Here is a 24,194-nt window from a genome sequence, read left to right on the forward strand (position 1 = left end):
AAGGACTCTTGGGTCAAATCCAGAAAGACAATCTATTTGTTTTTGGAAGCAACATGAGTTATCGAAAAGAAAGGATTTAATTACAATCTATGAAATGAATTATATAGTACGCTAAGACTAGGAGCAATTGGACAGTGGCGCATTCGAAGAAATTGCAAATAAGATTAATAAAAATATTTGAGCCCTCTTTCCTTTGTAGGAGATAGGGCTTGTTCCTTATAGAAAGACAAAAATGAAGGAATGACAAAGTATTACACCCATCAACTTGTGGAAAAGCACAAAGAAATTCACCAAAAAATTGAAGGGCTGAGGTATCCAAATGAAAGCCCAGTTGCGTTCCGTGGAAAAATTTTAAATCTCGACGAGCGAACGACAGAACAGCTCTCAAAAGATTCAAGGCGCTATTTAACGTGGGAAGCAAATGGAAAGAAAGGGGTTGGAATTTGCAGTGATATAACGGGATGCAATCCGAAGGGAACTTCTGTACATTTTGAGTGTTATGCTTGTGATTGGTTTGTGCCAAAACTTGAGTATTATGACGACTATAAAGCTGAGCAAACTCATTGGAAGAATGTTATAGATCGAACATCAAAAGATCCAAATCGTGCAGCTCATTTTGAAAATGCGGTACGCAATGCCAGTTATTTAGAGAGAATTATCAACATATGTGAAAAGGGTATTGAAAAATTCAAGGAAGAGAAACTTCAAAAGCAGGTCAGTCATCTGCTTAGACCACCTGAATGGGAGTGAAAATATGGCTAATGAAGGATTATTAGAAAAGCAGCAGCAGATGCGTGAAGACAGTATTGAGCGTGTCAAATGATCAGTTCAGTACTTGAGAGACTTAGAGGGTGATCATTCCAGAATTAGTGCAAAGAAAATCGCGGATATTTCTGGTCTAAGTCGTACGGTTTTATATAAATCCCATTTGCGCCCTTTATGGGATAGAACGTGGAGCAAAAGTGAAAAAGAACGGCAAAGTAAACACGATACAAATCGTCAACTTCGGGAACAAAAGAAGTTAGAGGATCAGATTGTTCTTTTAGAACAACTACTGCAGAAGAATGAACATCAAAAAGAACGCCTCTTAAATTCTCTAGAAAAGGAGAAATCACGTTCCAGCGTATATCGTCAGGATAATGAAGAACTTAAAGAGAGACATGCTAAACTCCTCCACCATAACCTGCGCCTCCTTCGAAAGCTACATCTTCATGGAGTAGACACAGATGAATTTGATGATAAAAAAAATGCTACTTTCGAGCCACAATAATTTTATCAGACAGTCAGTTCTTAATTACTGTCATGTCTGCTGTCAATCAATTAGAACAAGATCTTATTCTTATGTGACAACGTGAAGGAATTGAACTTGCTGAGATTGGGGGACTGATATTGAGATTGTGAAGGTTGCTACTTAAACTAACGCAGGTTAGTTAATAAGAAGTCGATTTTTTTTAGTGAATTCATCAAGAGCAAAAAAGATTATCGAGCAAATAATCGCAGGTATAGAGAAACCTGGGTCAATAAAGTATGTACCCAACCCAAATCCAATATGAATTAATCCAGATAACCAGAATCGAATATTGAAAAACTTCATTGAGATAAATTCAGCAATTAGTGAGACAGGTACGCCATAAACGAAATTTCCAATTAAACTATAAAAAAGCAGAAGAATAGTAAAACCAAATAACTCTCCATTTAAATTAAATGATTGTTCCTCAATCATAGAGATTAGAAAAGAGATTAGAAAAAATCCAATTGTAAAGGTCAATGATGAATAGAAAGCCACTTTAATTTTTCTGAATTTATCTTTAAACAGAATCTTTCTAATAATAGGAAATAGAAACCCAATCGTTATAATAACAAGTAAAGTTTTAATTATTATGGGTGTAGTTGAAACAAGTAGTATTATTAAAAAGACAAGCACGGAGAAAACAAGAATATAAGAATTTCCTTTTATCATTAGATACCTCGAACCTTTTTAGCTTTAGAAGGAATTAGATGTTTCAAGACAATAATTATTTCCACAGAGTAAATCCTTTATGAACTAACAGGTGCTTTAGCTAAAGATCGGAGCTGTCTTTATGGCAGCTTTTTCGTGCGCCCGGCATGGGTGCAATCTATAGGGTGAAAGTCCCGAACCATGAAGGCAGTAGTAGTGGTTAGCTTAATGCAAGGGTGTCCACGGTGACGTGGAATCTGAAGGAAGCAAGCGGCAAACCTCCGGTCTGAGGAACACGAACTTCATATAAGGCTAGGTATCATTGGATGAGTTTGCGAAACAAAACAAAGTCCTTACTGCCGAAGGTGGTACAGAGTAAATGAAGCAGATAGATGGAGGGAAAGATTGCACTCTTACCCGGGGAGGTCTGATGACAGCCAAGTACACTTGGTAACCTGTCCAGTGATGGACAGCTGAATCATCAGAAGTCAGCAGAGGTCATAGTACTTGTCTACTCGAGAAGATAAGGAAGGACCGAACAGATTAAGGAGGATGAATACTAGGCGTTCGTTATCTGCGAAGAAGCAAACAATTCCTAACGGAACTTATTTGAAGGAAGAAGTGGTGAATACACGGGGAACTTCAAAAGGGCGGAGCAGATAAAGGCACAAATAGACCATCTCGTCCACGCAGGGAAAGGATATCAACGATGTTAATGGAACAGATACTAGAGAGGGAAAACTTAATACAGGCATTGAAGCGTGTAGAAAGAAATAAGGGAAGCCATGGTGTAGATGGAATGCCGGTTCAAAACCTGAGACCGCACCTCGCAACCGAATGGTACAACATGAAAACTGCCCTTTTACAGGGTACCTATCAACCGCAGCCCGTCCGTCGTATCGAAATCCCGAAACCAAACGGCGGAGTTCGGCTATTGGGTATTCCAACCGTTCTAGACCGTTTCATTCAACAAGCCATTGCCCAAATATTGACTAAGATATATGACTCAACCTTTTCGGAGAATAGCTATGGATTTCGCCCTAACAAACAAGGGCACCAGGCGGTTCGAAAGGCAAAGTCCTATATAACCGAAGGTTATACATGGGTAGTGGATATGGACTTGGAGAAGTTCTTCGATAAAGTGAATCATGACAAGCTCATGGGAATGTTAGAGCGGAAAATTGAAGATAAACGAGTTCTCAAACTGATTCGTAAATTCCTTCAAGCAGGCATTATGATAGGCGGACTTTTTCATAAAAGTGAGGAGGGAACTCCGCAAGGAGGTCCGTTAAGTCCTTTATTATCTAATATCATGTTAGACGATTTAGATAAAGAACTAGAGAAACGCAATCTTCGATTCGTAAGGTATGCGGATGACAGTACTATCTTTGTGAAGACACGAAAAGCCGCCAAACGTGCAATGGGAAATATCTCAAGCTTCATTGAAAATAAACTGAAGCTAAAGGTCAACTACGAGAAGTCGAAGTATGATCGCCCTTGGAACAGAACGTTTCTCGGTTTTAGTTTCACGAAGTCAAAGAAGAACCCGAAGGTTCTACTGGCTAAACAAACGGTGAAGAGAGTAAAGAAACGAATCAGGGAAATGACCTCGAGAAAATTACCGATACCCATGAAACTCCGAATAAATAAGTTAAAGCAATACCTTAGAGGTTGGATGGGGTATTTCGCCCTCATTGATACTCCGAACGTATTGAAGAATTTAGATTCATGGATTCGAAGAAGACTCAGGATGTGCCTATGGAAGCAATGGAAATTGCCAAGAACGAGGGTGAAGAAACTCAAAGGATTAGGCGTCCCATTTGGAAAAGCATATGAATGGGGAAATAGCAGAAAGGGTTATTGGCGCATAGCGCATAGTCCTATTCTAGACAAAACCCTTAATAATGTTTATTGGCTCCATCATGGGTTAGTAAATCTATATGAACGATATACAAAACTACGTCAGACTTAAACTGAACCGCCGTATACCGAACGGTATGTACGGTGGTGTGAGAGGTCGGAGGCTAGGCGCCTCCTCCTACTCGATTTCTTTAACTAACAGGTGCTTTTGTTTATTGAAAAATCTACTAATCTAGTATAATAGTTCTTTTTTTGTCTATACTATCTATTAATATGGTAGAGATGGGAGAGAAACAGGTATGATCTTAACTGATGTATGGAGTTTATATAAGGCAGATAAGCAAATCCAAGGGTATTCTCCACAAACATTAAAGGCCTATTATGTCCAATTTAACTTGCTGGTGAATAGTTTTGGAAATATATCCATTCAAGAACTTTCAACTAATTCTCTTAAAGTTTATCTGGGAAAAGCAGCTGAAAAGCTTAAGCCATCCAGTCTGGGTCACAGAATTCGATTTATTAAATCTTTATTTAGATGGGCTCAGGATGAAAATTTAATTAATGGAAATCCTGCTTCTAAAATCAAGGAACCAAAATTAGAATTAAGGGTTCCAAAATACTTGTCTGAAGAGGAAATTGAACATTTGCGGGAAGCTTGTCATACAACATTCGAAAATGCTTTATTTGAGTTTATGTATTCAACAGGATGCAGAATTGGTGAAGCAATAACTCTAGATAGGACCTCAATCAATTTCTCTAATCAATCAGCAATCGTATTAGGTAAAGGACATAAAGAACGAGAAGTATATTTCAATACTTGTTGTGAAATATGGTTGAAGCGATATTTAAGTGAGCGAAAAGATCATGAGGAAGCACTATTTGTGACAACCCGTGCACCCCATCGAATGAGTATTTCTCAAGCGAGAAACGTTATAAAACTGGTAGCAAAGAGAACAGATATTAAAAAGAGCATTCATCCCCATCAGCTTAGACATAGTTACGCCACAAATTTATTGAATAATGGAGCGCCTCTAGAAGTGATTCAAAATTTAATGGGCCAGGAAAAAAGTGAAACCACAAAAATTTATGCATATCTAAGTGGTGCAATGCGGAGAGACTTGTATAGAAAGTATTTTTAAGGGACCAGAGGTCCTTTTTATTTTGTTATTAATAAACTATCGGGGCAGGATAGTTCTATAAGAAATTGGATTATTATGGTATAACATTCAAACAAGTGTACATAAATAAAAAAGAGCACATAAATCTTAAAATGCTTGATGTTTATGTGCATTACTTTTTAGTCAGTGTGGATTTTAGGGTTCCCTAATAATAAATCAAAGTGGGTTTAACTGTATAAAAAGTAGTTTACTTTTAAAAAAAGGCATCGTTCGCTCAAAAAAATGAGTAAACGATGCCTTTTTATTCACATGGACTTTTCCAATGGCCTCTTACATTTAAGCTGGTAATATGTTTTTCAAACTAGCAATAAGTTGTAGTAAAAGCAGCCAACCAAGGATTCAGTCTCTTGGAAGATTGCCTCATGAAAAATATGCAATTAAAATGTTGCGAATTTCACGCTTACTTTTCCGGGGTATAGATAGTTTTACTATTTCCATCAATAATTAATAATGATTTCCCCGGTATTGTATCGCCTTGAAAGTTAAATTCATCATCTGAAAAATTGGCTACTACACTCAATTCTTTACCGTATTCTGTCATTTGGACTAATCTATCATCTGATATGATTTTGAAATCTGTCATTTCTTCCGTTATTGCTTTTTTACTGAAATTTGACCATACCTCAGAATGTCTTACTATTGTTTCTTTATGTTTTTCCCACTCGTGTTTATCAATATGATATAAGGGAGGTACATTATAAAGTACTTCATACAGCATCCTATTTGATATTTCATCTTCTATTTTTAAAGTTCCCCATCCCCACCAATAAGTCGTAATCACTGAATCGTTGTAGACCAACTTATACAATGGGATTGTGTAGTTTGTATCCAAAAACAGCTTCTTGTACTTATCTTTTAAAGGTATTTGTTTAGAAAATAATTCGGGTACTCCGCCAGTACTCGAATAATATCTTCCTACATAATACTCACTTTCTTTGTTTCTCGCCATATCTTCATCCATCCAAGAAAATGATGGCGTTTCTATTCCATGTGCAAAAGTAACAGTTTTGTTAGCAAAATCATTGCCGCCTTCAGTTCCAACTACCATATTCCATTCTTTTTGCAGATATTCAATTCTCTTGATTCTTGCTTGGATATCTTCCTCTTCAGTAGTTACATGTTCTGGAGAATAGTCATCGTAGATCTCCCCAGTACCATCCGTGTCTAAAAACCATGAGTTAAATGCTAAGCCCGTATTTAAAATTGAAGTTACTCTTTCTTTTACACTAGGCATTGCAAGTGTCGGATTCAACTTTCTACCTTGACCTTGGAATCCTTCGATCTTGTTCCCATCTTTATTGGTGACAGTTGCATTCTCATAAAGTGAAGTATCTTTAAACTTAGCAGTTTCCCATTTCTCTTTACCTGGTTCGTGGATTGAATGATACGAATCATAAGTGCCAATTAAATAGCCCATATCGTCTACTTCTTTTACTAACTCCGGTTTAATAAATCCTTCTTGCCAGTCATCTAAACCAATCCACATATTTTCTAGCCCAGAATCCTTCATATCCTTTATCACATCTACAGTATTTGCATCTGCCCACTGCTCTATTGGATCAACTGCATTTCCAAGTACGCTTTTTAATAATCTCTTATTTAGGTCAATTAATTCAACAGCATTTATATTGTCTATTCCTTTGTTCAATAATTCCTGTGTTTCTTTATCTGCTTCAGTAAAAATTTCTGGATTATAGAATTCTTTTAGCTGAATTAAAGCACTTAAGCCTTTGACAATTCTATTTTTAGTATATTTGTCTACATAGTCTAAGTTATTTAAATCATTAAAGGCCGATGAAAGTTCTGAACCATCCTCAACTTTAGTATTTAGTAACCTCTGAATCCATAATTTCAGTTTTTCAGGGATAGCGTCTCTCAGTATAGCCCATTCTATATTTTCCTCTGAAATCACAGTTCTATCCCAAAAATAAGCATGTGGGGCACCATAAAGCTTTTCAATATTACTATTTTCTCCCGTCTTTTCGCCCAAGGTTTTGAAGTCCCCTTGTTCAACCAAATAATTTTTATAGGTCTTTGCAACATCTACTGGATCTTTTTTCGTTACATATATTCTAAAACCATATTCCTTCTGTTCGTTAATAGCTGGAAATTCATGATTAAAAGTAAACTCAATATCATTTTTTGTCTTAAAATTAATTTCACTATTATAAGGATTTTTAATTATATAGACTAGTGAATACTCACTTTTTTCAACTGCAAAAAACTGCATAGAGAAAGCCTCAATCACCTTCATTTTTTCTTCACTTAAATATTCTTTCCAAATAGAATCATTGCTTGGAATATACTTCCCTTGATTTAACGGGAGCATATATCCATCACCTTTCACTTTCGGCCACGCGAACATGTTATCTCCATCTTTGTTAGATATTATGGATACATCTACATACTCATCTTTTTTTTCAATTTCAACATCAATTTCCTTTTCTAAATAGCTCCAGGTAATAGTATCTCCACTGTCTTCTAAATTTGAAACCTCCATTTTCTCCAGTGGTTCCGATGCTCTTTCAATAGTTCCATTAGACTCTACCTCAAACGCTAAAGTTTCTGGATCCACACTAAAGTTAAAGTCTAAATTATCTATTTGTGAATGGACCTCTTTGCTAGGTATATTTTTGTCGTTCACACAGCCGGTAAGAACACTCGTTGCAATTGTAGCGATTAACATGATTGATAGTATTTTTTTCATGTATTGCACCTCCATAACTATTGTAATCCCGGTGTGTTACACGAATGTCACAAAAAACACTAACCTATTATTTTTCAATTCAAATCCAAAGTCTACATTGTGCTGCTCCAAAATGGTCTTGATAATCGGTAAGCCCAAACCTGTACCAGAAAGTTCCTTACTTCTTGATTTTTCTTATACTCCTTATTTAAACAAAAGAAATCACCATTTTTATGAAAAGCTAGGTTATATAAAAATAGGTGAAGTACAAGTTACTGAAAAACTCCAGTTATTTAAATATGAAAAAAAATTATAAGATTATTTATGTTTTTCTTCTCTTCTATTAGATCTGTCTTTAAGTTGTAGTGGCAACTTATTCCGATTTCTAAAAAAAAGATTGTGAAGGATTGTACTTAAACTAACAGGTGCGTTAGTTCATTAATAGGGGTTGCTGCGGCAGCCTTTTTCTTATGGCACTAACGGGGCAGTTTAGTTCAATAGTAACTTGGAAGGGTTTTCTCTTAAAAATGTCGAATTTACAATAATATACATTATTGTTTTTAGGGGGACCGTTATGTGGGAGAGAATGTTTATAAGTACATCTCGCGGAAAGTTTGAGATCTTTACCCAAGGAAAAGGAGAACCAGTGTGTATTACCCATTTATATAGTGAGTTTAATAAATTAGGTTATTATTTCGCCGACACTCTTGTAGATCAATTCAAAGTTTATCTAATAAACTTAAAAGAAGCAGGAAACTCTTGCAGAGCAGGTATAGAAGAGGAATTAAGTATGAAGGAAACCTCTAAGGATTTAGAGGCTATTAGAGAAGCTTTAAATTATAATAAATGGTGCTTTGCAGGGCATTCAACTGGAGGAATGCTCGGTTTAATTTATGCAACAATGTTTCCAAAATCTCTGACAAAACTATTAGTTGGAGGAGCCACTGCTACTAAAAAATATATGGAACACGAAGGCAGTATTTATAGTCCTCGTAGTCCACTAAATAAAAAACTGAAAAAGATTTTTTCCGTATTAAAATCTCCTGACTCTACCACTGAAGAGCGAAGGGATGCTAACAGAGAATGGACTAATATGTCTTTATATAACATAGAAAGATGGGATGAATATTTTAAAAAACCGAGTAGTGGAAAAGTTGTACAAAAAAGACTAGATTATTATTCCTTTAATGACTTGCCAAACTACGACATTCAAAATGAACTGTATCAGGTTACTATCCCGACCATTGTTTATTGTGGAAGATACGATGCCCAATGTCCTCTTGTTTTTTCTGAAGAAATAAATGCAGGTTTGAAAAATTCCAAACTTTATATTTTTGAAAAAAGTAATCACGTACCGTATTTAGAAGAGAAAGAAAAATTCCTTCAGATGGTTTCTGATTACAAAGGACTGACAACGAAAACCTATTCTTAATGAACTAAAGGGTGCTTTACTTCAATAAGAGAATTGCTTTGGCAGCTCTTTTTGTTATGGAACTATCGGGGCAGAATAGTTGAACAATAATTAATACGATAACCTAATCTTTTAGAAGGTGAAATAATGGAACAAGTAATAAAAGAAATTCTGTCTAGAGGAATACTCTTTAACTGATGCGAATCTATTGTAAGGTAAGCAATAATAAATTCAATCTAGGATTAAATTGGAGGGAATAGAAAATGGATGTAAAGACACTTTTGTTACAACAATGGGCAAGCTGCTTAGATGAAGAAGACTGGTTTCCACCACTTGAAAAAGTGCTAGAGGACATCACTTTTGAACAGGCAATTTGGAAACCAGCTGATGGGGCAATGAATTCCATTTGGGAATTAGTTTGTCATTTACTTTTCTTTGAAAAGAGATATCTGATGCGATTTCTTGGTGAAACAGCGAATGAACCACAGGCAGAAAATAATGACTCTACATTTCGATTACCAACTGAGACGTTAGAAAATTGGAAGGAAACAAAACAAGAATACTTTTATGTTCATCGTGAACTTGGAAAAATACTAGCAAAATCAGAACATGAAGATTTGTATAGACAGATTCCAGGAGATAATTCATTAGTGCTTGAACTGAAGAGTTTAGCAATGCACGACGCATATCATATTGGGCAAATTGTATTCCTTAGTAAAATGCAAGGTGCTTGGGCAGCGAAACGCAGCTTTTAAAAAAGCTTCATTAGCTTTACAGCTATTCCATTATAGGGGGCTTTAATGGAATAAGAACGGGAACGTCCAAATCGGACGTTCCCATATTTTATACCTGAAAAACAACAATACTATTTAACAAAGCCTAAGATAAAAAAAAGTTTGTGAAGATTTTCACTTAAACTAACGGGTGCGTTAGTTCCATAAGATGCAATAAAAGAGACCACTTAATAGGTGGTCTCTTTTATTTGTTCTCATCGATAGAAAACGTTCCTATCTTTGAATATTTTCTCGTGTTCTCCCGAACCTTGAGACTCCTTTTCTTTTCTCTTCCTTTCCCGAGATTATTAGAGAAAATAAAATTTTGATTCCTTAACATTATAGGTGCAATATATACATTATTTTAAAAAAAGAAAAAAACAGGAATTCAAGTCTCCTGTGTAGTGCTATTACATTATTAAATTAGTAAAATGGTATATATATACTTCGTTGGAAAGGAAAGTGAATCAATGCTCCAAACTAAAAAAGGTAAAGTAACACTAGCTATAGTAGGAGGCATTTGTATTTGCTGGTTTTTATATCACAATTTAGGAATCGACGATTTAGTAGAAAAAAACAAGATATATTCTAGGGCAGAGGAATCTTTTTCTGATGGAGATTACTATTTGGCAGCAAACCGTTTTAAAATGATACCCGGATTTAGAGATTCTGACCAACAACTTAAAGAGATTTATACAATCGTCGCCAAAGACTGCACGGAATTTTTGACTCAAAGGAATATGGTAAAAGCCAAACAATGTTTTGAAATGGTGAAAGATGTTCCTAAATACTCCAAACAAGCTAATGTTGCTTTACAACAGATAGAAGTAAAACAAGGAGAAAAATTAAAAAACATAGAACCTTACGAGGGAATGATTTCCTCTAATATCAAATACTCTTCCTGGGGTCCGCCTACTGAAATAGAACGAGAAGTAAACTATGATTCTTTGCGTCCAGATCGACGAGTCGAACATTATAAATGGATAGAAAAAGACGAACAGGGAAGGACCATAAGAATAAAAAGCTTATATGTTAAACAGGGTTTTGTTTTGGGTGATCCTATAATAAGCAATTACTATGTAGGTCAATAAGGTACATATATGTACCTCAAAGGGAAGTGAATCAATGCTTCACACTAAAAAGTTTAAAGTAATACTTGCTATAATAGGGGGCTTCGTGATTTGCTGTAGATTTAAAACAAAGTTTAACCGTTTATAATAAAGTTGCACCGTTTTGTAATAAGTATTTCCGATCTGCTCCATGTTACAGATCTGCTTATACTTATGGCTCCTACGTTGCAAAAAAAAGGTTAGGTTAAAATAAAAGGAGCTTATATAATGAAATATTTAAAACTTTTTATCTTTATTTTTATTTTTATATTTTCTGCCCACTACTTGCAAGCTACTTGGGATAAAAATAATATAAGCATTAGTACAATCATTTTATCGATTGTTTGTATTTTTTACTCTATGGTAATGTCAGGAAAATTAATGGATACAACAAAACTCTACGTTTTGCCTATTTTTTTATTTATTTGTTATTATCTTGCGGATTGGATTTTAAAGATTGACCATCTTATCAAATAATACTTGTTTTTCGGTTTTACTTACGTTATAAACATACTTTTTCTTTGTTTTTAAACTGCTTAATAGAAAAACAAAGAAAGAAAGGCTCATTGCAATTTCATTCATCTGCATACTATTTACAATAGCTTTCTATTTAACTCCATGGAGTCGTTAAATAGAATGAGTTAAAGTTTAGAAGTTGACCAATTGTTACATTAAAAAATAAATAATTGTTGTAAAAAACTTTCATCATCAAAAAACAAACCCACGTATTTTGATCAATCTTTGTTCAAAATATGTGGGTTTCTTCTGTTATAAAATCAACCTTTGCAGAATACTTTTGATCAAACTTTATTCTAAAGCTACATTTGCTAGGGATTAGCTGTCTTTTAGGACGGCTTTTTTATTTATTGTTAAGATTGTGAAAGAGTGTACTTAAACTAACGTTGAGGGGTAGATTGGTATAAATAAAAAGCTAAGTTTAAGCATTTCATTAGGTATCATTATTCTAATTGGGGTCTTTTTGTTGAGTTTTATAGATAATTTAAATGTTTCAAGAATTGTTTCAAGAATCCTTGTGATATTAGGAATTGTTAACTTATTTTTTACTTTAAATATTAAACAAAAATAAAAATTAACCGTTATAAAATGTATTACTTTAACAAGATATGTTTTTCTTATTGAGCTAAAGGGTGCGTTAGCTGAAGATCGGAGCTGTCTTTAAGGCAGCTTTTCCTTATGGAACTAAAGGGGCAGTTTAGTTAAACAAGGTAAATGTTAAAACACACTGATAGTTTGTCTAATACATATAGATAAAGAAGTTGAATTTTTTAATGAGGAGGACATTTTTCAATGCAGTTATAGATTATATTTACTCTGGTATTGGAGTTAGTATAGTTTCATGGACACATTTTAGTTAAGTCCTTACAATGATTTTTGAGAGGATGTGTCCGTCTTGGAACGTAAAAATACAGGTAAAAAATATAATAATGAATTCAAGAAGACTATTGTAGATCTTTATCACTCGGGTAATTCGGTCAAAGAATTAAGCGGCGAATATGGCGTATCAGAAGTTACCATTTATAAATGGGTTAAAGAATTTACTCCTATCGGTTTAGGGGAAGAGTCCATGACTCCAAAGGAATTAGCCGCCATACAGAAGGAAAACCTTCGGTTAAAGCAAGAAGTTGAAATCTTAAAAAAGGCTATGGCCATATTCGCGAAAAAGTAACCGAGACAGATCTTACCGAATTTATTGAGGAACACAAGAAACAATATCCCGTACAGAAGATGTGTGAAATACTAGAAATCCCAAGAAGCAGCCATTATCAGTCCCTTCAAATAGTCGTATCAAATCGCGAACAGGAAAACCAAGAACTCACGAAGGAAATTCATCTGATTTACCTGGAAAGCAAGGGACGATATGGGGCTCCAAAGATTCATGAAAGCTTATTAACCAAAGGGTTTTCCCTAAGTCTAAAGCGTGTTCAACGTTTAATGAGCAAGGCAAGAATTCGTTCTATTACTAAGAAAAAATACCGTCCCTATCCATCTAAAGAAAAGGTTATTCAATTGGATAATTTGCTAAAACGAGACTTCACTACTCAGACCATTAATGAGAAATGGGTAGCAGATATTACGTATATCCACACGTTAAAAGACGGATGGTGTTATTTAGCTTCGGTATTGGACCTTCATTCTAAGAAAATAGTAGGGTATTCATTTTCTCGTTCAATGACGACAGAACTGGTCATAAAAGCTTTCAATAACGCACACATTTCACAAAAGCCCTCGGAGGGCTTAGTTCTTCATACAGATCTTGGCTCACAATATACAAGCAGTGAGTTTACTCAACATATCCAAAACCATCATATTAAGCAATCCTTTAGTCAGAAAGGTTGCCCGTACGATAATGCCTGTATTGAATCCTTTCATGCCCTATTAAAAAAGGAAGAAGTCAACCACGTACAATATCTAGACTATCAAACAGCTAAATTAGCGATGTTCCAATTTATTGAAGGTTGGTATAACCGAAAAAGAATTCACAGCAGCCTGGGCTATCAAACCCCACAAGCCATTGAAGATCGAATTAGGAATACAGCTTAAGATTTAACTTTTTAGTGTCCAAAATATTGACTCAAATCCATATTTTTAGATTAATTGCAGGAATAGAAAACTACATTGTTAAAAAAAGAGAATATATATTTTGACATTTATTTTTTAAAAATATACCTTAAAGCTGAGGTGTTCTAAATGACAAAACTAAATAAAGTAACGTTAAACAAAAGATTGCTAGCTACCGGTTTTGCTTTCATTATTTTATGTGCAGGTTTAATCGGTTTTAACCATGCAAATATTAAGGTGTTAGAACCAAGTGTAGCCAATGCAGCAACTGTAACCTATACAGCAACTGCTAACCTGAATGTCCGTACAGGTCCTTCTACTGCTAATAAAATTATAGCAACAGTTAAACAGGGTACAAAGTTAACGGTTACTGGAAAAAATGCGAATGGATGGCTAAAGGTAAGCTTAAATGGTCAAACAGGTTATGTTAGTGGCCAATATGTAAAAATATCAAACTCTTCATCTAGTACAGAAACTGTAACCTATACAGCAACTGCTAACCTGAATGTCCGTACAGGTCCTTCTACTGCTAATAAAATTATAACAACAGTTAAACAGGGCACAAAGCTAACGGTTACTGGAAAAAATGTGAATGGATGGCTAAAGGTAAGCTTAAACGGTCAAACAGGTTATGTTAGTAGCAAATATGTAAAAATATCAAACTCTTCATCTGACGCCATTCAGGTTGTTGCAAAGCCTGAAAGTATTCCAGTGCTAGTCAATAAAAAAAATAAGCTACCAGAAAACTATGTACCAAAAGACTTAGTGTATACATCGATACCGTTTACTTTTAAAGAAAAGACAGAAAAGAGAAAAATGCGAAGTGAAGCAGCTGCTGCCATTAGCAAATTATTTACGGAATCCAAGAAGCAGGGAGTAAGTCTTCTCGGTGTATCTGCTTACAGATCACATGCTACACAAGTTGCTCTATTTGATTCTTATGTAAAAAGGGATGGTTATGCCAAAGCAATCACATACAGTGCATTACCTGGAACAAGTGAGCATGAAACAGGCCTTGCTATTGATGTGACAGGAGGCAATGGTAAATGCGCGGCACAGGATTGCTTTGGAGGTACTAAAGAAGCACAATGGCTACAGGCACATGCAGATGATTATGGATTTATTATCCGATACCCTAAAGGAAAAGAATCAGTCACTGGGTATAAATATGAACCATGGCATCTTCGATATGTAGGTAAATCAATAGCTCAAACTATTATGAGCCAAGGAATTACTCTTGAAGAATATTATTATACTAGAGCCGTTCAAAAATAAAGAAATGCTCCTATAGATATATTGGTTCTAGTGCAAAAACATTAATAACCTATACGCAGTGAATAGCCTCAGGAAAAACTTGATGAGGCTATTTATATTTAGGTATACTACCTAGATCTATGATTTATGTAAAAGAGATAGACAAATAATGTGCTTTTCTTAATGAACTAACGGGTGCTTTACTTCAATAAGAGAGTTGCTTTGGCAGCTCTTTTTTATTATGGAACTACCGGGGCAGGTTAGTTGAAGAATTATGTTTAACTATAAAAAAGAAAAACAAACAACTAAGAGGTGATTGTATGATATATACTTGTCCTTGCTGTGGATATAAAACATTAGATGAAGAACCTCCAGGAACGTATGATATTTGTGAAACCTGTTTTTGGGAAGATGATGGTTACCAATATGAACATCCAGATGAGGATGGAGCAAATTATGTTTCCTTTAGAGAAGCACAACAAAATTTCAAAAAATTTGGGGCTAAAGGTGAAAGAAGTTTGCAGTATGTCAGAAAGCCAAATAAGTCCGATATAAAGGACCCAAATTGGAAACCGTTAGAGTGAGGGTACATATAGTAATTGATTATTTTGATCTTCAACTAACGGGTGCTTTAGCTGAAGATCGGAGCTGTCATTAAGATAGCTTTTTCTTTATGCAACTATCGGGAGGGGAAATTTGAAATTGGACAAAACTCAAGTAATGGTTTACTTCAGCTTGTATGGAGATGAATTTCCAATAAGTTATGTGACCGAAACGTTGGAAATTGAACCAACAAAAACCTATAAAAAGGGTGAAGTCATCATAAGACCTCATAATCCAAATGTTATTTCAACGAAAACTCTTTATCGAAAAGAAACAGCCTGGGAATTAAGTACGGGCTATCAAGAATCCTATGATGTGAAGGAACAAATGGACCAGATTTTAGGACCGTTAAAAAATAAAGCAGCTATAATAAATCAGTTAAAAACAAAGTATAAACTGGAATGTAAAATCATCATTGTTATTATTATGGAAAATGGAGATACACCGGGTTTGTATTTTGATAACGAACAGATTGAATTTGCAAATAGTGTTAAAGCTGAGATTGATTTTGATTTGTATGCAAACCCTTATGAAAATGATTTTGACGACTAAAAAAGCACAAGGCAGGGAAGGGTGAAGTAAATGTGTGGAATCAGTTTCATTTTAGCTAACACCTATAAAGAAGCGTATAAGGAAGAAACATATGTAGAGTTTGAAGAGGGAATACACTCATATCTTTTAAGTAGGGAAAAGGACTCTAATAATGAGTTTGGTCTACTTCTAAATCTTAATATTTATGGTGAAACAATATTGTATAGAGAAGAGATTAATGAATTAATAGGTATATGTGATGGCGTAATTAATAAATACAAAGGAGAGGACAAAGAACAAAAAGTTAGACGTTTTGCTAAAGAATTAAAATTTTTTTGCATAGAAGCGTTACAACGAAAAACACATATATTTGCCATAGGTGATTAGTTTTAAATAGTTTTAAACTTGGTGCGTTAGCTCAAGGTCGGGGCTATCTTTAAGGCAGCTCTTCCTTTATGCAACTACCATGAAAATTAAACACTAATAATAAGAAAAAAGACCATATTAAATAAAACGCAAGCTTCAATTTTTTTGAAAAAGAGCAGCGCCCTATTAGATCTTCTAATAAATCGGTGGTTAGGATGCCTCTGATATATTTACGGTATATCCTAAGTTTTCTAACCTTCGGACCGAATTTCTTACAATGGAAGCTTGCTTTTGTTTATCAAAATAATCTTCGCCTAAGTCTACATACATTTCTTTCCTTGTTAAAAGATAATAAGAAATTCTTAACATGGCGTGGGCAACGACAATTCCAGCTCGTTTTCTTCCTTTTCGCGCAGCTGTCCGTCTGTATAGAGCTCCAAGATAGTTTTTGGAGGCTCCAACTGAATGAGCAGCTTCGGTTAAAGCAGATTTTAAATATTTATTTCCCTTTTTGCCTCTGGTTGATTTCCTTTTTCCTGCACTTTCATTGTGTCCTGGTACGAGGGCGGCCCATGAACATAATCTGGCTGCACTTTCGAACTGTTTTTCAACGTCCGTTCCGATTTCAGCTAGTATTTGTTCTGCCATCCGAGTGGCAATACCAGGTATTGAATCCAGTCGTTCTATGCTTTCTTGATACACACTAACTCTTTGGGCAACCTCTTGATCAAGTTTTTCAATCTGTTCAGTCAGAAAATCAATATGAGTTAGAATCGTTTTGAGCATCATGCGTTGATGAGGATTCACATACCCATTCAGGGCAAGGATTAAATCATCTTTTTTCTTCTTCATCGAGCGTCGCGCAAAGTTTGCTAGTTTCTCAGGATCATCCTCACCATTTGCGATCGCTTGAAGCATGTCCTTTGATGAAACGCCCATAATATCAGATACGACAGATCCTAATTTGATATTTGCACCTTCAAGTACCTTTTGAATTCGATTATGCTGTCTAGCTCGTTCTTCAATAATACTTCTGCGATAACGAACAAGCTCACGTAATTCTCGCTGATTTCGATCAGGGATAAAGCTTGCTTTCAACAACCCATGACGAAGAAGTTGAGCGATCCACTCGGCATCCTTGACATCTGTTTTTCGACCAGGGACTGCTTTCATATGTTGTGCGTTAACAACTAAAAATTCCATTTCTTCAGCCTCAATTAAGTTCACGATAGGCTTCCAAAACACACCTGTGCTCTCCATAGCGACATGAGTGCAACCATGTGATTTAATCCAATCCATCAGTTGAATTAAAAACACCGTTTTTGTAGAAAATGTTTGAATCTCCTTTCCTTCGGGGGTCATAATGCAGGCGGTAATGTTATCTTTATGTACATCCATTCCGCATACTCGTTCAATGATAACTTCCATTGAAACCATCCTTCCTATGGCGAAAAAATTAGAGGCTGGTGCAAAAACCAGAATAGGATTAATCTACCATGAGTGCTTCCCGTAAGGGAGCGACAGTCTGTGATGCACCGAGGTCGTTGGAGTCAGACTAACGGATGGGCTCTAATGGCACCATAGTTCATCGACCTTCCTCACCCAGCCATAGAATCAGTATGGACGGTTTTCCACCATTTTCATTCTCTGTGGTGCAGCGCTGGTCGTGCGCTGCATGGTTGGCTAACGGGGCAGGTTAGTTGAATAAAGGGAAAAAAGAATGCAATAGTTTTCATTTTACTTAAAAGCTGTAAGTTATTATAACTAAGCATTTATATTACATAAACATGACTGTAGGCTATTTTTCATACAATATTTTTGGGGTGGAAAAATGACAAGAGCAAAATACACAAGTTCAGACGTTGACTTAATGGCAAGGATGATGAGAGCAGAAGCCGAAGGTGAAGGAAAACTAGGAATGTTATATGTTGGAAATGTAATTGTGAATCGTCTTGTAGCTAATTGTTTAGACTTTAAAGGTTTAAGAACAATTCCACAAGTCATTTATCATGTACAAGGAGGAAATTATTCTTTTGAAGCTGTTCAAAAAGGGAATGTATTTTATCAAAGAGCGAGAGGTATTGAAAGAAGATTAGCAGAACAGAATTTGAAGCACTGGAGACAGCATCCGGCTAGATATGCTCTTTGGTATTTTAATCCATATGCTCCATGCCCTCCAACATGGTATGATCAACCTCATACTGGTCAATTTAAAGACCATTGTTTTTATGAACCAAAACCTGGAACATGTGATAGTGTTTATAGAGGTTAAGCTTACTCTTTGAGTAAGCTTTTTTACATATTTAAAATATTTATACAATATAAAACTTTTAGTAATAGTTTTTATCTAAAAAAGTAAGATTGTGAATTATTGTACTTAAGCTAACGGGTGCGTTAGTTAAAAAAGGGATTGTCATCTACAGTCCCTTTTTCGTATGAGTAAACATAATCTCCAAAATGTTTACTTCTATAAAAAAGAAAGCTTTTGAGAACACCAAGAGCAGCTGCACTGGCTCCGAAAATCAAATCCCTAATGGTATACCTTTTGAAAATAATATTCTCTTACTTTGAGTGAATACTATTGGTAAACTACCATATAATTAAGTATTCGAAGTTGAGGTGAGTTACCACATGAACTTTTGGGAAAACGCATTAACTACTGCAATCATCGGGGCTTTCATATGTGTTGTAGGAGCTGTCTTTATTGCAATTTGGCAAAATAATAAAACTGAAAAATTAGCTTATAATGAGTTTTATAAGAGATTTAAAAGTGCTGCGAATGATATATGGGTATTTTCAGGAAATGCATCAGGCCTATTAGAAAATTTGCAACTTTATAGAAGCGAAGTTCCCGTTTACGAGTACGAATACCTACAAATGAAGATTTTTGAAGTTATGAAAAAAATAAATAAATATGACCCAGAAGATGATTGGCAATCCTCATTACCACCATCAGTAACTTTTTCTTTGCAACTAGAGAAGCTTGAAACCGAAGTGCCACCAGCTTATTTTAAAGATATGAAATTTCTCTTCGTACAAATGGTCTATATACATGATGGCCTATTGAGAGACAGTGAAAATCTAGTTGAATCTTTGGATTTTGTTTCTTTGTTAAAAAAACAAATTGGTTATGAACCGTCCGACCGTCCATCACCTGATGTAGCAATAAAAAGGCTTAGTAAGAGTTATAAAAAAATGATGAAAAAATTAAAAATATTAAAATGGTACCAGTATTAGAACTTTTAAATGTATCTCTAACTAAAAAAGGCCTGTTTTAACAGGCCTTTTTCATAAACAAATTCGCTGAATTGTTTACTCCTAGAATAACAATGTGAAGAAATGTTCTTAAACTAACGGGTGCTTTAGCTGATGATCGGAGCTGTCTTTAAGGCAGCTTTTCTTTATGGAACTATCGGGGCAGGTTAGTTGAAGAGTGCTGTTAACTTGTATTCAACAAAAGGGTCAGTTTGTTGAGCGGCTTCTTTAAAGAAAATTAGTTCGCTATTCAAAATTTAAGTAGTTTGAATTTATATACTTAAAGTAATCCTGCCTAAGTTAAAAAAGAAGAAATAATAGCATTTATAGTGTAGTGTAATATTTGTATTCGTAAAAAGGAGGATTATACTTTTGAATATTTTAATTTTAGGTGCAACTGGACGAGTTGGAGGTCAAATAGTTAATTATGCTCTTCATGACAGACATCATGTTACTGCATTAGTTCGTACTCCAGAGAAGATTCAAATAAATAATGAAAATTTAACTATTATTCGAGGTAATGTTTTAAATAAAGAGGATATCGTACGTGCAATGCACGGGATTGATGTAGTTATTAGTGCGCTAAATACTGATGGGGCAACAACTTTGTCTGAAAGTATGCCACACATTATCGAAGCAATGGAAAACGAAGGTATACAACGGATTATTACTATAGGAACTGCAGGTATCCTACAAAGTAGAACCACCCCAAATTTACTGCGTTATCAATCAATTGAATCAAAGCGTAAATCAACCCGTGCAGCAGAAGAACATCATAAAGTTTACGATATGCTTAAACAATCAACACTCGAATGGACTATTGTATGTCCTACGTATTTACCTGATGGAGAAAGTTTAGGTGAATATCGTGTGGAACGTGATTTTTTGCCGGTGGGTGGAGTTAAAATATACGTATCGGATACAGCAGAATTTACATATAAGCAGATTGAAAGTAACAATTATATAAAATCACGTGTAGGTATCGCCTACTAATAATATTTTCTTACATTATTACTTGCTGTCACAAGGTAAAATTTATTGTTTGTGAAAAATTGTACTTAAACTAACGGGTGCGTTAGTTCTATAACAGGGGTTGCTTCGGCAGCCTTTTTCTTATTGAACTACCATGAAAATTAAACACTAATAATAAGAAAAAAGACCATATTAAATAAAACGCAAGCTTCAATTTTTTTGAAAAAGAGCAGCGCCCTATTAGATCTTCTAATAAATCGGTGGTTAGGATGCCTCTGATATATTTACGGTATATCCTAAGTTTTCTAACCTTCGGACCGAATTTCTTACAATGGAAGCTTGCTTTTGTTTATCAAAATAATCTTCGCCTAAGTCTACATACATTTCTTTCCTTGTTAAAAGATAATAAGAAATTCTTAACATGGCGTGGGCAACGACAATTCCAGCTCGTTTTCTTCCTTTTCGCGCAGCTGTCCGTCTGTATAGAGCTCCAAGATAGTTTTTGGAGGCTCCAACTGAATGAGCAGCTTCGGTTAAAGCAGATTTTAAATATTTATTTCCCTTTTTGCCTCTGGTTGATTTCCTTTTTCCTGCACTTTCATTGTGTCCTGGTACGAGGGCGGCCCATGAACATAATCTGGCTGCACTTTCGAACTGTTTTTCAACGTCCGTTCCGATTTCAGCTAGTATTTGTTCTGCCATCCGAGTGGCAATACCAGGTATTGAATCCAGTCGTTCTATGCTTTCTTGATACACACTAACTCTTTGGGCAACCTCTTGATCAAGTTTTTCAATCTGTTCAGTCAGAAAATCAATATGAGTTAGAATCGTTTTGAGCATCATGCGTTGATGAGGATTCACATACCCATTCAGGGCAAGGATTAAATCATCTTTTTTCTTCTTCATCGAGCGTCGCGCAAAGTTTGCTAGTTTCTCAGGATCATCCTCACCATTTGCGATCGCTTGAAGCATGTCCTTTGATGAAACGCCCATAATATCAGATACGACAGATCCTAATTTGATATTTGCACCTTCAAGTACCTTTTGAATTCGATTATGCTGTCTAGCTCGTTCTTCAATAATACTTCTGCGATAACGAACAAGCTCACGTAATTCTCGCTGATTTCGATCAGGGATAAAGCTTGCTTTCAACAACCCATGACGAAGAAGTTGAGCGATCCACTCGGCATCCTTGACATCTGTTTTTCGACCAGGGACTGCTTTCATATGTTGTGCGTTAACAACTAAAAATTCCATTTCTTCAGCCTCAATTAAGTTCACGATAGGCTTCCAAAACACACCTGTGCTCTCCATAGCGACATGAGTGCAACCATGTGATTTAATCCAATCCATCAGTTGAATTAAAAACACCGTTTTTGTAGAAAATGTTTGAATCTCCTTTCCTTCGGGGGTCATAATGCAGGCGGTAATGTTATCTTTATGTACATCCATTCCGCATACTCGTTCAATGATAACTTCCATTGAAACCATCCTTCCTATGGCGAAAAAATTAGAGGCTGGTGCAAAAACCAGAATAGGATTAATCTACCATGAGTGCTTCCCGTAAGGGAGCGACAGTCTGTGATGCACCGAGGTCGTTGGAGTCAGACTAACGGATGGGCTCTAATGGCACCATAGTTCATCGACCTTCCTCACCCAGCCATAGAATCAGTATGGACGGTTTTCCACCATTTTCATTCTCTGTGGTGCAGCGCTGGTCGTGCGCTGCATGGTTGGCTAACGGGGCAGGATAGCATTCCTGTAGAGCGTTAATTATTAACTTTGAAAAAAATAGGGCTCCTCAGTAAGATATGAGTAAGACATCACTCTAACTCAAAACCTTAGGAGGAACCCTAATATGAATTTTAAAATGCAGGACAAACAAAATCAACTCATTGAACGAATTTCTGATCGACATCTCGTTGTTGGCGTGGATATCGCCCAACAATTTCACGTTGCTCGAGCTGTAAATTATCGAGGAATCGTGGTAGGTGATCCTCTTACTTTTGAAAATAACGAAGAAGGCTTTAACAGATTTCTAGAATGGATTAATAAACTAAAAGGTAAAAACAGATTAGACACAACTATTGTCGGTATGGAACCTACAGGTCATTACTGGATTAATCTATCGAAATGGTTATCTAACGAAAAGGTTGATGTCGTAACAGTCAATCCTCACCTTGTAAAAAGAAATAAAGAAAATCGAGATAACACTCAGTCCAAAAGTGATAAAAAAGACGCTCTCGTGATTGCGGATATGGTCAAGAATGGATACTATTCTTTTGTTCATGTGGCTTCAGAGTCTTTCGAAAAACTTCGAGTTCTTATGTCCAACCGTGACGTAATCGTAAAACGTCTCGTTAGTTCTATTAATCAATTAAATCGATGGGTAGATGTTGTCTTTCCTGAGCTACGACAAGTGTTTAAAGATGTGAAAGGAAAAGGGGCAATCGCAACTCTACGTTTGTTTCCGACACCAATCGAGTTACGATCGATGCAACCTCAAGATATTGTAGCCAAATGGAAATCGGTAATGAAGCGTCAGCCTGGGTTGAAAAAAGCTTATCAACTTATAGATTTAGCTAAACGCTCTATCGGATCCCACCAAGCACATGATGCTTACAAGCTACATTTAGAACAACTACTGGAAGAGTATGATCTAGCTACAACGCAACTCGAAAGAGTGGAACAAGAAGTCACTAACGTGCTTCAACAAATTCCTTTCGCAAAGAAACTGTTGGCTATTAAAGGGATCAGTGAAATCTCTTTAGCTGGAATTTTAGGGGAAGCTGGAGATTTAAGTGGATTCGCCCACGGTAATTCTCTACTTCGTCATGCAGGGTTACATCTTTCCGAGGCGAGCTCTGGTAAATGGAAAGGTCAGATTGTCATTTCTAAACGTGGGAGATCCAGGCTACGGCGTTTCTTATACCTAGCGACGATGTGCCTTGTCATGAATAACCCTGAGTTTAAAGCGTTGCACGCTAATAATGTTAAGGTGAAAAAAATAAAGAAAATGAAATCAATTATGAAATTGGTTGGTAAACTGGCTCGAGTATTTGTAGGCATAGCCAAACGAAATGAATCTTATTCCCCAGAAAAATTACAACCTTTTTCAGCTCTAGCAGCCTAGTTTTTATTGAATAAATCATGCTTTACAGGTTCTCGAAGGGAACCTCACTTGAAAATAATTAATACTTTATTTTCAGCTTATCTTTTGTCGAATGTTTTCTTATTCGTAGGATTTCAAAGATGCACGGAGTACCAGATTTCTTGAACAAAAGGGCACCGACCCATTAGGTTAGCATAACTGGCCTCCACCCCTTGGATAGGCATGACGAAGGAATGAGAGGGCATATTTTTCGATGACCCGTTGAGACATGGGAGGGAAAGCCTCCAGGGGCGGCGTGGAGATTATGTGCATTATATGGTAGAATATGGAGTTTCCTATTACTCCTTTATTTAACTATGTCTCCATGAAACCAAAATGATCTGAGCTCATTGCTTTTAACCGTTAATGTATTTTCAAGGGTTATGAAATCCTGCGAATAAGTGAGCATTCGAGAGATATAGCTATCATACTGAGGGAGTTCAAGAAGCGTATTAAATTCGTACTGTGAATTAAATGCAATACAATTTGCACTACTCTGTATGAAATGGTAATATTTAGTGCTGAG

At 35.8% G+C, this 24,194-nt stretch carries 21 protein-coding genes; 17 read left to right on the top strand and 4 right to left on the bottom strand.

Features of this window, described 5'->3' with window-relative positions; genetic code table 11:
* Positions 1 to 240: 240 nt before the first annotated feature.
* Both NST21_RS10250 and NST21_RS10255 read left to right on the top strand, forming a co-directional pair.
* Positions 241 to 750, top strand: a complete 510-nt coding sequence (locus NST21_RS10250; protein ID WP_340888971.1) for a hypothetical protein — start codon at positions 241 to 243, stop codon at positions 748 to 750.
* 85 nt (positions 751 to 835) lie between these two features.
* A complete protein-coding gene (locus tag NST21_RS10255) occupies positions 836 to 1,270 on the top strand; it encodes a hypothetical protein (protein ID WP_340888973.1) in 435 nt (144 codons plus the stop codon).
* Between the two features lie 156 nt (positions 1,271 to 1,426).
* Here NST21_RS10255 and NST21_RS10260 read toward each other — a convergent pair whose 3' ends face one another.
* A complete protein-coding gene (locus NST21_RS10260; RefSeq protein WP_340888974.1) occupies positions 1,427 to 1,960 on the bottom strand; it encodes a hypothetical protein in 534 nt (177 codons plus the stop codon).
* Between the two features lie 688 nt (positions 1,961 to 2,648).
* Here NST21_RS10260 and ltrA point away from each other — a divergent pair.
* Both ltrA and NST21_RS10270 read left to right on the top strand, forming a co-directional pair.
* Positions 2,649 to 3,911, top strand: coding sequence for a group II intron reverse transcriptase/maturase (gene ltrA / locus NST21_RS10265; protein WP_053344638.1), 1,263 nt, complete (start codon positions 2,649 to 2,651; stop codon positions 3,909 to 3,911).
* Between the two features lie 187 nt (positions 3,912 to 4,098).
* Entirely contained in the window at positions 4,099 to 4,938 is an 840-nt protein-coding gene (locus NST21_RS10270) for a tyrosine-type recombinase/integrase (protein ID WP_340888975.1), read from the top strand.
* A 439-nt stretch (positions 4,939 to 5,377) separates the two neighbouring features.
* On the opposite strand, the gene NST21_RS10275 is transcribed toward NST21_RS10270, so the two are convergent.
* Positions 5,378 to 7,684, bottom strand: coding sequence for a glycoside hydrolase (locus NST21_RS10275; protein WP_340888977.1), 2,307 nt, complete (start codon positions 7,682 to 7,684; stop codon positions 5,378 to 5,380).
* A gap of 553 nt (positions 7,685 to 8,237) precedes the next feature.
* Between NST21_RS10275 and NST21_RS10285 the strand changes: the two genes are divergently transcribed.
* The 9 genes from NST21_RS10285 (at position 8,238) to NST21_RS10325 (ending at position 16,311) form a co-directional block, all read left to right on the top strand.
* Complete coding sequence (locus NST21_RS10285) at positions 8,238 to 9,095, top strand: alpha/beta fold hydrolase (RefSeq protein WP_340888979.1); 858 nt, start codon at positions 8,238 to 8,240, stop codon at positions 9,093 to 9,095.
* Between the two features lie 242 nt (positions 9,096 to 9,337).
* Entirely contained in the window at positions 9,338 to 9,829 is a 492-nt protein-coding gene (locus NST21_RS10290; protein ID WP_098372726.1) for a DinB family protein, read from the top strand.
* A 488-nt stretch (positions 9,830 to 10,317) separates the two neighbouring features.
* Complete coding sequence (locus NST21_RS10295; RefSeq protein ID WP_340888982.1) at positions 10,318 to 10,938, top strand: hypothetical protein; 621 nt, start codon at positions 10,318 to 10,320, stop codon at positions 10,936 to 10,938.
* 246 nt (positions 10,939 to 11,184) lie between these two features.
* Positions 11,185 to 11,433, top strand: coding sequence for a hypothetical protein (locus NST21_RS10300; protein WP_340888983.1), 249 nt, complete (start codon positions 11,185 to 11,187; stop codon positions 11,431 to 11,433).
* A 934-nt stretch (positions 11,434 to 12,367) separates the two neighbouring features.
* Positions 12,368 to 13,518 (top strand): IS3 family transposase gene (locus NST21_RS10305; protein ID WP_445670500.1). Its coding sequence is split into 2 segments (ribosomal slippage): positions 12,368 to 12,617 and positions 12,617 to 13,518, totalling 1,152 coding nucleotides; the frame shifts between segments, so codons are not numbered across the junction.
* Positions 13,519 to 13,665: 147 nt separating this feature from the next.
* Entirely contained in the window at positions 13,666 to 14,811 is a 1,146-nt protein-coding gene (locus NST21_RS10310) for a D-alanyl-D-alanine carboxypeptidase family protein (RefSeq protein WP_340888986.1), read from the top strand.
* Positions 14,812 to 15,110: 299 nt separating this feature from the next.
* Positions 15,111 to 15,374, top strand: coding sequence for a CPCC family cysteine-rich protein (locus tag NST21_RS10315; RefSeq protein WP_340888987.1), 264 nt, complete (start codon positions 15,111 to 15,113; stop codon positions 15,372 to 15,374).
* 118 nt (positions 15,375 to 15,492) lie between these two features.
* Positions 15,493 to 15,945, top strand: a complete 453-nt coding sequence (locus NST21_RS10320) for a DUF4279 domain-containing protein (protein WP_340892493.1) — start codon at positions 15,493 to 15,495, stop codon at positions 15,943 to 15,945.
* A 30-nt stretch (positions 15,946 to 15,975) separates the two neighbouring features.
* A complete protein-coding gene (locus NST21_RS10325) occupies positions 15,976 to 16,311 on the top strand; it encodes a hypothetical protein (RefSeq protein ID WP_340888988.1) in 336 nt (111 codons plus the stop codon).
* 189 nt (positions 16,312 to 16,500) lie between these two features.
* Here the strand turns inward: NST21_RS10325 and NST21_RS10330 are convergent, their stop codons facing one another.
* A complete protein-coding gene (locus NST21_RS10330) occupies positions 16,501 to 17,718 on the bottom strand; it encodes an IS110 family transposase (RefSeq protein ID WP_340888989.1) in 1,218 nt (405 codons plus the stop codon).
* 403 nt (positions 17,719 to 18,121) lie between these two features.
* On the opposite strand from NST21_RS10330, the gene NST21_RS10335 reads away from it, so the two are divergent.
* From NST21_RS10335 to NST21_RS10345, 3 genes are all read left to right on the top strand, one after another.
* Positions 18,122 to 18,562, top strand: coding sequence for a cell wall hydrolase (locus NST21_RS10335; protein ID WP_340888990.1), 441 nt, complete (start codon positions 18,122 to 18,124; stop codon positions 18,560 to 18,562).
* A gap of 359 nt (positions 18,563 to 18,921) precedes the next feature.
* On the top strand, positions 18,922 to 19,527 hold the full coding sequence (locus NST21_RS10340) for a hypothetical protein (protein WP_340888991.1): 606 nt from the start codon (positions 18,922 to 18,924) through the stop codon (positions 19,525 to 19,527).
* A 390-nt stretch (positions 19,528 to 19,917) separates the two neighbouring features.
* Positions 19,918 to 20,538, top strand: a complete 621-nt coding sequence (locus NST21_RS10345) for an NAD(P)-dependent oxidoreductase (RefSeq protein WP_340888992.1) — start codon at positions 19,918 to 19,920, stop codon at positions 20,536 to 20,538.
* 243 nt (positions 20,539 to 20,781) lie between these two features.
* On the opposite strand, the gene NST21_RS10350 is transcribed toward NST21_RS10345, so the two are convergent.
* Positions 20,782 to 21,999, bottom strand: coding sequence for an IS110 family transposase (locus NST21_RS10350; protein ID WP_340888989.1), 1,218 nt, complete (start codon positions 21,997 to 21,999; stop codon positions 20,782 to 20,784).
* A 376-nt stretch (positions 22,000 to 22,375) separates the two neighbouring features.
* On the opposite strand from NST21_RS10350, the gene NST21_RS10355 reads away from it, so the two are divergent.
* A complete protein-coding gene (locus tag NST21_RS10355; protein WP_340887875.1) occupies positions 22,376 to 23,650 on the top strand; it encodes an IS110 family transposase in 1,275 nt (424 codons plus the stop codon).
* Positions 23,651 to 24,194: the final 544 nt, after the last annotated feature.

Source organism: Peribacillus sp. FSL K6-1552 (assembly GCF_038005205.1).
GTDB lineage: Bacteria > Bacillota > Bacilli > Bacillales > DSM-1321 > Peribacillus > Peribacillus butanolivorans.

Coding starts and splice junctions, on each gene's coding strand:
- NST21_RS10250 (WP_340888971.1), top strand. CDS start 241: ATGACAAAGTATTACACCCATCAACTTGTGGAAAAGCACAAAGAAATT.
- NST21_RS10260 (WP_340888974.1), bottom strand. CDS start 1,960: ATGATAAAAGGAAATTCTTATATTCTTGTTTTCTCCGTGCTTGTCTTT.
- ltrA (WP_053344638.1), top strand. CDS start 2,649: ATGTTAATGGAACAGATACTAGAGAGGGAAAACTTAATACAGGCATTG.
- NST21_RS10270 (WP_340888975.1), top strand. CDS start 4,099: ATGATCTTAACTGATGTATGGAGTTTATATAAGGCAGATAAGCAAATC.
- NST21_RS10275 (WP_340888977.1), bottom strand. CDS start 7,684: ATGAAAAAAATACTATCAATCATGTTAATCGCTACAATTGCAACGAGT.
- NST21_RS10285 (WP_340888979.1), top strand. CDS start 8,238: ATGTGGGAGAGAATGTTTATAAGTACATCTCGCGGAAAGTTTGAGATC.
- NST21_RS10290 (WP_098372726.1), top strand. CDS start 9,338: ATGGATGTAAAGACACTTTTGTTACAACAATGGGCAAGCTGCTTAGAT.
- NST21_RS10295 (WP_340888982.1), top strand. CDS start 10,318: ATGCTCCAAACTAAAAAAGGTAAAGTAACACTAGCTATAGTAGGAGGC.
- NST21_RS10300 (WP_340888983.1), top strand. CDS start 11,185: ATGAAATATTTAAAACTTTTTATCTTTATTTTTATTTTTATATTTTCT.
- NST21_RS10310 (WP_340888986.1), top strand. CDS start 13,666: ATGACAAAACTAAATAAAGTAACGTTAAACAAAAGATTGCTAGCTACC.
- NST21_RS10315 (WP_340888987.1), top strand. CDS start 15,111: ATGATATATACTTGTCCTTGCTGTGGATATAAAACATTAGATGAAGAA.
- NST21_RS10325 (WP_340888988.1), top strand. CDS start 15,976: ATGTGTGGAATCAGTTTCATTTTAGCTAACACCTATAAAGAAGCGTAT.
- NST21_RS10330 (WP_340888989.1), bottom strand. CDS start 17,718: ATGGAAGTTATCATTGAACGAGTATGCGGAATGGATGTACATAAAGAT.
- NST21_RS10335 (WP_340888990.1), top strand. CDS start 18,122: ATGACAAGAGCAAAATACACAAGTTCAGACGTTGACTTAATGGCAAGG.
- NST21_RS10340 (WP_340888991.1), top strand. CDS start 18,922: ATGAACTTTTGGGAAAACGCATTAACTACTGCAATCATCGGGGCTTTC.
- NST21_RS10350 (WP_340888989.1), bottom strand. CDS start 21,999: ATGGAAGTTATCATTGAACGAGTATGCGGAATGGATGTACATAAAGAT.
- NST21_RS10355 (WP_340887875.1), top strand. CDS start 22,376: ATGAATTTTAAAATGCAGGACAAACAAAATCAACTCATTGAACGAATT.